Source organism: Devosia geojensis, from assembly GCF_000969415.1.
In the GTDB taxonomy this organism is placed as follows: domain Bacteria; phylum Pseudomonadota; class Alphaproteobacteria; order Rhizobiales; family Devosiaceae; genus Devosia; species Devosia geojensis.
Window position 1 is genome coordinate 10001 of the sequence record NZ_JZEX01000084.1, and the last position, 6378, is coordinate 16378.

Consider the following 6378-nt stretch of genomic DNA (forward strand, 5'->3'; position numbering starts at 1 on the left):
GAGGCGCTGCGCGTCGGGCGGATCCTTGCCAATCTCGCGCCGGAGGAGCCGGAGGTGCAGGGGCTGGTCGCGCTGATGGAGATCCAGGCGTCGCGCCAGCACGCACGCGTCGACAAGAACGGCGCGCCGATCCTGCTGCTCGATCAGGACCGCTCCCGCTGGGACCAGCTCCTCATCCGCCGCGGCCTTGCCGCACTCGAAAAGGCCGAGAGCCTTTCTCCCCGGCGCGGCCCCTATGCCCTGCAGGCGGCCATCGCGGCATGCCATGCGCGCGCCCGCAAGGCCGAAGCGACCGACTGGCCGCGCATCGCGGCGCTCTATGGCGAGCTGATGGAGCTCAATCCGACGCCCGTCGTCGAGCTCAACCGCGCCGTCGCCGTCGGCATGGCCGAAGGCCCCGCGGCAGGCCTTGCCCTCGTCGAGGCGCTCGAGGCGGACGCGGCGCTCAAGTCCTACCATCTCCTGCCCAGCGTCAAGGGCGAGTTCCTCTCCCGCCTCGGGCGCTCGGCGGAAGCGGCGGCCGAATACAGGCGCGCGGCCGACATGGCGCAGAACGGGCGCGAACGCACGCTTCTGCTCGAGCGCGCCGCGGCCCAGGCGGCCAAGGCGGGCTGATTCACTTAAGCCGAAACTTTAGTATTGACGCTCGCGTTGCGGCCTGTTACTTAAGTTCATGCTTAAGAATGATGCATCGCTGGACCGCATGTTTCATGCCCTCGCCGACGCCAGCCGCCGGCAGATGGTCGACCGGCTGAGCCGCGGCCCGGCCTCGGTCAGCGAGCTCGCCCAGCCGCTCGCCATGTCGTTGCCGGCCGTGGTGCAGCACCTGGCGGTGCTGGAGGAGAGCGGCCTCGTCAGGACAGAGAAGGTCGGAAGGGTCAGGACGTGCACGCTCGATTCCGCCGCCATGTCGCGGGCCGAGCAGTGGCTCAGCGACCGCCGGCTCGGCTGGGAGCGACGATTGGACAGGCTCGGAAGCCTTCTCGCGGCCGATCCGGGCGGACCTGAAAAAAAGACATAAGGCGCAGGGGATCGCGGTCCCTTGCAAAGCTTGATGCGTCGGCGGATGCCCCACCGGCCAAGGATGATGCACGCCGAAAAACGGAGAGCGCCATGGACGGGTTCATCGCCCTCATCATCGCCCGCCGGGCCGCGTGGGCCGCGCGCCTCAAGCGCCTCGCCATGTTTCTCAACCGCACCAAACCGCAAGCCAACAAAGGACAGCGCAAATGACTGAGCGTTCCATCGCCCATGGCAGCTTCACCATCGAGCGTCACTACGACGCCGGCCCGGCCCGGGTCTACCGGGCCTTCGCCGACCCCGAGCAGAAGAAGCAGTGGTTCGGGGAGGGGGAGCCGGGCACCGGCGTCTTCGATTTCCGCGAGGGCGGGCGCGAGTACAACACCGGCAAGATGGGCGGGGACACCTACGCCTTCGACTGCAGTTTCCGCGACATCGTGCCGGACGTGCGCATCGTCTACAGCTACGAGATGCACCTCAACGGCCAGCGCATTTCCGTCTCGGTCGCCTCCCTCGAGTTCCGGCCGGAAGGCGCGGGCACGCATCTCGTCGTCACCGAGCACGGCATGTTCCTCGACGGCCTCGACACCGTCGAGCAGCGCCGCGAGGGCACCGAGCAGCTGATGGATCTCCTCGGCGGGCACCTCGTCAAGATCTGAGCGGGTCGCAAGCGCCTCTCCCCCTCTCCCCTTGTGGGAGAGGGACAGATTTTCCGCGTTCAGCGGAAAATCAGGGTGAGGGGGTCCGCGATGCTGCCCCTACACCGGCGTTGGTTGTCGTCTCGCAAACCCCTCATCCGCCCTTCGGGCACCTTCTCCCACAAGGGGAGAAGGAACCGTGCCTTGCAATTACTCGCTAGCTGCAGAAAAGTCCGGCGACGGACTGGCGGATTTGTGATCGGCCCCGGTCCGCCCCGGTCGTTTGCCTTAAGAGCATCTTAATCGACGCGCCTAAAATACTGCTAACGGGTCGGCTGCGGCATGTCCGGCCCGGCGGCATCTTTTGTCGCCCGGTATTGAATTCCAGAGGCTCGCCATGACGTCTGTCCGAACCTTCCGCCCCGCGCGTCGCATCGCCACACTGGCCATGGCCGCGGTGATGGCGCTGTCGAGCACGGGGGCATCCCTTGCCAACAGCGCCGCGTTCGTTGCCGGCCTCTGGCCGGATGCGCAGGCGATGGGCGTGTCGCGCCAGGCGTTCGATGCCTCCTTTGCCGGCTACCAGCCGCTCTCCAAGGTCATGGAGCTGACCCGCCGCCAGCCCGAGTTCACCCAGACCGTTGCCGACTATATCGGCAAGCGCATCACCGATGCTCAGGTCTCCAAGGGCCGCTCGATGCGCGCCGAGTGGGCGCAGACGCTCGCTGCCGTCTCGGCGCGCTATGGCGTCCAGGCCGAGGTGATCCTGGCCATCTGGGGCATGGAGACCAATTTCGGCGGCTATATGGGCGGCAACAACACCATCCATGCGCTCGCCACCCTCACCGAGAACGGCTACCGCGCCGATTTCTTCCGCCGCGAGCTGCTGACGGCGCTGCGCATCGTCTCGGACGGCCACGTGGCGCCCCAGAACATGGTCGGCTCCTGGGCCGGGGCCATGGGCCACACCCAGTTCATGCCGACGAGCTTCATGCAGTATGCCGTCGACTACAATGGCGACGGGCGCAAGGACATCTGGAACTCGGTGCCCGACGCGCTGGCCTCAACCGCCAATTACCTGCGCGCCCATGGCTGGCGGGCGGGCGAGACCTGGGGCTACGAGGTGCGCCTGCCGCGCGGCTTCGATTTCGCCCGCGCCGAGGCGATGGGCACGGCATCCCTGGGGCAATGGCAGCAGCTCGGCGTCGCGCGCGCCTCGGGCCGCGCCTTCCCGCGCCCGACGGATCAGGCCCGGCTCTATCTTCCCGCCGGCGGTGACGGTCCGGCGTTCCTGGTGCTGCCCAACTTCGACGTCATCAAGCGCTACAACAACTCCAACAGCTACGCGCTCGCCGTCGGGCACCTGGCCGACCGCATCATCGGCGGCGGCGGGTTCGTCACCTCCTGGCCGGCCGGCGACTTCGCCCTCAACCGCGAGCAGCGCACGCAATTGCAGTCGCTCCTTGCCCGGCGCGGCTACGATGTCGGTACGCCCGACGGGGTCGTCGGCCCGCGCACCCGCGCCGCCATCATCGCCTTCCAGCGGCAGGCGGGGCTGACGCCCGACGGCTTCGCCTCCGGCCGGCTGCTGCGGGCGCTGCAGTAGCCACCATGCGTGGTAACCATGCCGCGCGAAGCCATCAAATGATCACAGTTGGGTAACCTTTCGTTAACCGGCCGGGGCGCAGCATTTGCCCGCTTAAGCAGAGGGCAGAGAGTGTGGCCCAAGCGCCCCTCCCGCCCTCGCCCAAGCTCCCGATAAACCGGTTCGCTTCGTTCCCGCGTGAAAGTGATCGCGTCCGCCACACTCTTTTCGGCTTTGGCCGGCTAGAGAGGGAATTCGAGTCAAATTTTCTGCGCTTTCCGTAAAATCCGGCACCCCGTTTGAGATGACCATCCGCTCCGCCACCACGCGCCTGCGCGCGCTTCTGATGACCCTCGCGGTCCTTCTCGTCGTCGATTCCGCGCCCGCCAACGCGCTGTCGTTGATGGATCCGTTCAACCTGCCGACGGCCATGGACGGCGGCACGGCCAAGGTCGGCGACGGCATTCCCTTCGCCGACGGCCAGCGCTTCAAGCTCGATGTCTACGCGCCCGAGGCGCGCGGCGGCGGGCCGGCGCCGGTCGTCTTCTTCATTTATGGGGGCGGCTGGAACCGGGGCGAGCGGAGCGACTACCAGTTCGTCGGCCGGGCGCTCGCGGCGCGCGGGTTCGTCACCGTCATCGCTGATTACCGGCACGTGCCGGAGGTGCGCTATCCCGCGTTCCTCGAGGACAATGCCCGCGCCCTCAAATGGGTCGAGGACAATATCGCGGCCTATGGCGGCGATCCCAACCGGCTGTTCCTCGCCGGCCATTCGGCGGGCGCCTACAATGCCGTGATGCTGGCGCTCGACCCCTCGTTCATGCGCGACTACGGGGTGACGCTCAACATCCGCGGCGTCGCGGCCCTCTCGGGCCCCTATGATTTCTACCCCTTCGAATACAACGAGGTGCGCGAGGCCTTCGGGCAGGCGCCGAACCCCGAGGGCACGCAGCCGATCAACCTCGTCACAGCCGATGCGCCGCCGATGTACCTGGCGACCGGCACGACGGACCCGATCGTGCGTATGCAGAACACCGAGCATCTGGCGGTCAAGCTCCATCAGAGCGGGGTCTGGGTCACGGCGCGCTACTTCGAGGGGTTCGGGCACATGGAGCCGGTCATCGCCATGGGGTCGGCCTGGCGCTGGCGCCTGCCGGTGCTTGACGACATGGTGGCGTTCTTCACCCAGTTCGGCGCCTTCCCCAGCGGCGTGCCCTATGTGGCGGTCGTGCCCGAGGCGCCCGAGGGCATGGAACGCGGCATGGACGGGGTCGTCGCCGAGCTCGACCGCATGTTCGGGCCGCTTGATCAGTGATGCGCCGGAAGGCGGAATCGGGTTAGCCTAGCTCTCCGAGGCGCCAGCCCTCGCACCGGGTCATCCCCGCGAAAGCGGGGACCTCCGTGTGGAAGGCCGGCAGCGTGAACAGAGGTTCCCGCTTCGCGGGAATGACCCGGAGAAGATGCTTGTCCTCAGTGGAAACCGCACGGGCTGAAGATCATTTGCGCTATTCCGGTGCCGGCGAAACCGCCCAGCGCGCCGTGCTCGACGGCATCATCCGGGCCGAGCCGACGCTGATGCGCGTGCTCGAGACGCTGCGCGACATCGACCTGCCCGATCACCTGCTCGTTGCCGGGGCGCTCTACAACGCCGTCTGGAACCACCTGACCGGCCGGCCCGCGCTCGCCGGCGTCAAGGACATCGATGTCGCCTATTTCGACGCCTCGAATCTCTCCTGGGAGGTCGAGGATATGATCATCAAGCGGCTCGACGGGCTCTTTGGGGACCTCCCGGTGCCGGTCGAGGCGCGCAACCCGGCGCGGGTGCATCTGTGGTTCCCGCAAAAGTTCGGCACGCCGTTCCCGCCGCTCTCCTCGGCCGGCGAGACGCTCACCCGCTATGCCTCCAAGACCCATGCGGTCGGCGCCCGGCTGGGGGCGGACGGGCGCCTGACGATCCTTGCGCCCTTCGGGCTCGATGATCTCTTCTCGTTCCGCATGGTGCCCAACCACGCGCTCGACAACCGCAAGACGCACGAAACCAAGAGCGCCCGGGCCACGTCGATCTGGCCGCAGGTCACAGTGGTGCCCTGGTGATGGGGAGATAGGGTAGGAGTGGCCGCCCGCCCGGGCGGGCGGCCGGGTCGATCATTCGGCCTTGTCGGCGGAATCCGAGTTGAGCTGGCCGTATTTCTCTTCGCCGATCTTGCCGAGCAGATCGAGCTGGGTCTCGAGGAAGTCGATATGGCCTTCCTCGTCGGCCAGCAGCTCCTCGAAAAGGTTCTTGGAGACGTAGTCGCCGATCTCCTCGCAGAGCTCGCGGCTGGCCTTGTAGGCCGTGCGCGCGTCGTATTCGCCGGCGAGGTCGGCTTCCAGCACTTCCTTGATGGTCTGGCCGATGCGGAGCGGTGCGACGCGCTGCAGGTTGGGGTGGCCTTCGAGGAAGATGATGCGCTCGATCAGCTTGTCGGCGTGGTGCATTTCCTCGATGGATTCGGCGCGCTCCTTGGCGGCGAGCTTGGTGTAGCCCCAATCGTCGAGCAGACGATAATGAACCCAGTATTGGTTGACTGCGCCGAGCTCGAGAAAGAGCGCTTCGTTAAGCCGCTCGATAACTTGTGCTTCGCCTTTCACGACGACCTCCAATGCGTTTGCCCTTGAGCGTAGCAAGGCGCGCGCGCACGTCGTTCAGTTCGACGGGCGTACGGGCTTGCTGCATATGGTAGTTTTCGGTCGTCTTGACGATAATGTCCACCACATTCGGCACGCATCCACTGCACTTGGCGCGGCGCGAAAGCTCGCGGTAGACCATGGCGGGCACCACCAGCTGCCAGGGATCGGCCTTGAGGAAGCCGAGGACGATCTCCTCGATTTCCTTGTCGCTGATCATGTTGCACTGGCAGACGAGCATGGGCCTGGGGACTGGAAGTCTTGTGAACGAGCGGGCGCATAAAACGACCCGCATTCATGATTGTCAATGTCAGATATTGTCGCGGCGGCCATGCGGCGCAAGTGGGTGCGTGGCACCACGCCGCCACAAGTCCAATCTATCCCCCCTCCCACTCGGGTAGCGCTTGCGCGCTCCCGAGCGCAGGCTCTTGAGGGGAGGGAATAGGGGGGAGCCTCGGCGGCCCACGG

8 protein-coding genes (1 of these 8 running past the window's edge) are annotated in these 6378 nt (G+C 66.7%); 6 read left to right on the forward strand and 2 right to left on the reverse strand.

Annotated features, from left to right (window positions below):
* The 6 genes from VE25_RS07930 to VE25_RS07955 form a co-directional block, all read left to right on the forward strand.
* Nucleotides 1-615 carry the final stretch of an RNA polymerase sigma factor gene (locus VE25_RS07930; protein ID WP_046108073.1) on the forward strand. Its footprint begins 684 nt before the window's first position, so the window shows 615 of its 1299 coding nt (coding positions 685-1299); its start codon lies off the left edge, out of view; it ends in the stop codon at nt 613-615.
* 58 nt (nt 616-673) lie between these two features.
* Complete coding sequence (locus tag VE25_RS07935) at nt 674-1021, forward strand: ArsR/SmtB family transcription factor (protein WP_046108074.1); 348 nt, start codon at nt 674-676, stop codon at nt 1019-1021.
* Between the two features lie 208 nt (nt 1022-1229).
* A complete protein-coding gene (locus VE25_RS07940) occupies nt 1230-1679 on the forward strand; it encodes an SRPBCC family protein (RefSeq protein ID WP_046108075.1) in 450 nt (149 codons plus the stop codon).
* 376 nt (nt 1680-2055) lie between these two features.
* Nucleotides 2056-3264, forward strand: a complete 1209-nt coding sequence (locus VE25_RS07945; RefSeq protein WP_046108076.1) for a lytic murein transglycosylase — start codon at nt 2056-2058, stop codon at nt 3262-3264.
* Nucleotides 3265-3547: 283 nt separating this feature from the next.
* Nucleotides 3548-4558 (forward strand): alpha/beta hydrolase, encoded by a 1011-nt coding sequence (locus VE25_RS07950; protein WP_244466883.1) that lies wholly within the window; start codon nt 3548-3550, stop codon nt 4556-4558.
* A gap of 158 nt (nt 4559-4716) precedes the next feature.
* Entirely contained in the window at nt 4717-5337 is a 621-nt protein-coding gene (locus VE25_RS07955; protein WP_342018876.1) for a nucleotidyltransferase family protein, read from the forward strand.
* 51 nt (nt 5338-5388) lie between these two features.
* Here VE25_RS07955 and bfr read toward each other — a convergent pair whose 3' ends face one another.
* Together bfr and VE25_RS07965 are read right to left on the reverse strand one after the other, a co-directional pair.
* A complete protein-coding gene (gene bfr / locus VE25_RS07960) occupies nt 5389-5874 on the reverse strand; it encodes a bacterioferritin (protein ID WP_046108078.1) in 486 nt (161 codons plus the stop codon).
* A complete protein-coding gene (locus VE25_RS07965) occupies nt 5840-6130 on the reverse strand; it encodes a (2Fe-2S)-binding protein (protein ID WP_244466885.1) in 291 nt (96 codons plus the stop codon). Before VE25_RS07965 ends, bfr begins: the two co-directional genes overlap by 35 nt.
* Nucleotides 6131-6378: the final 248 nt, after the last annotated feature.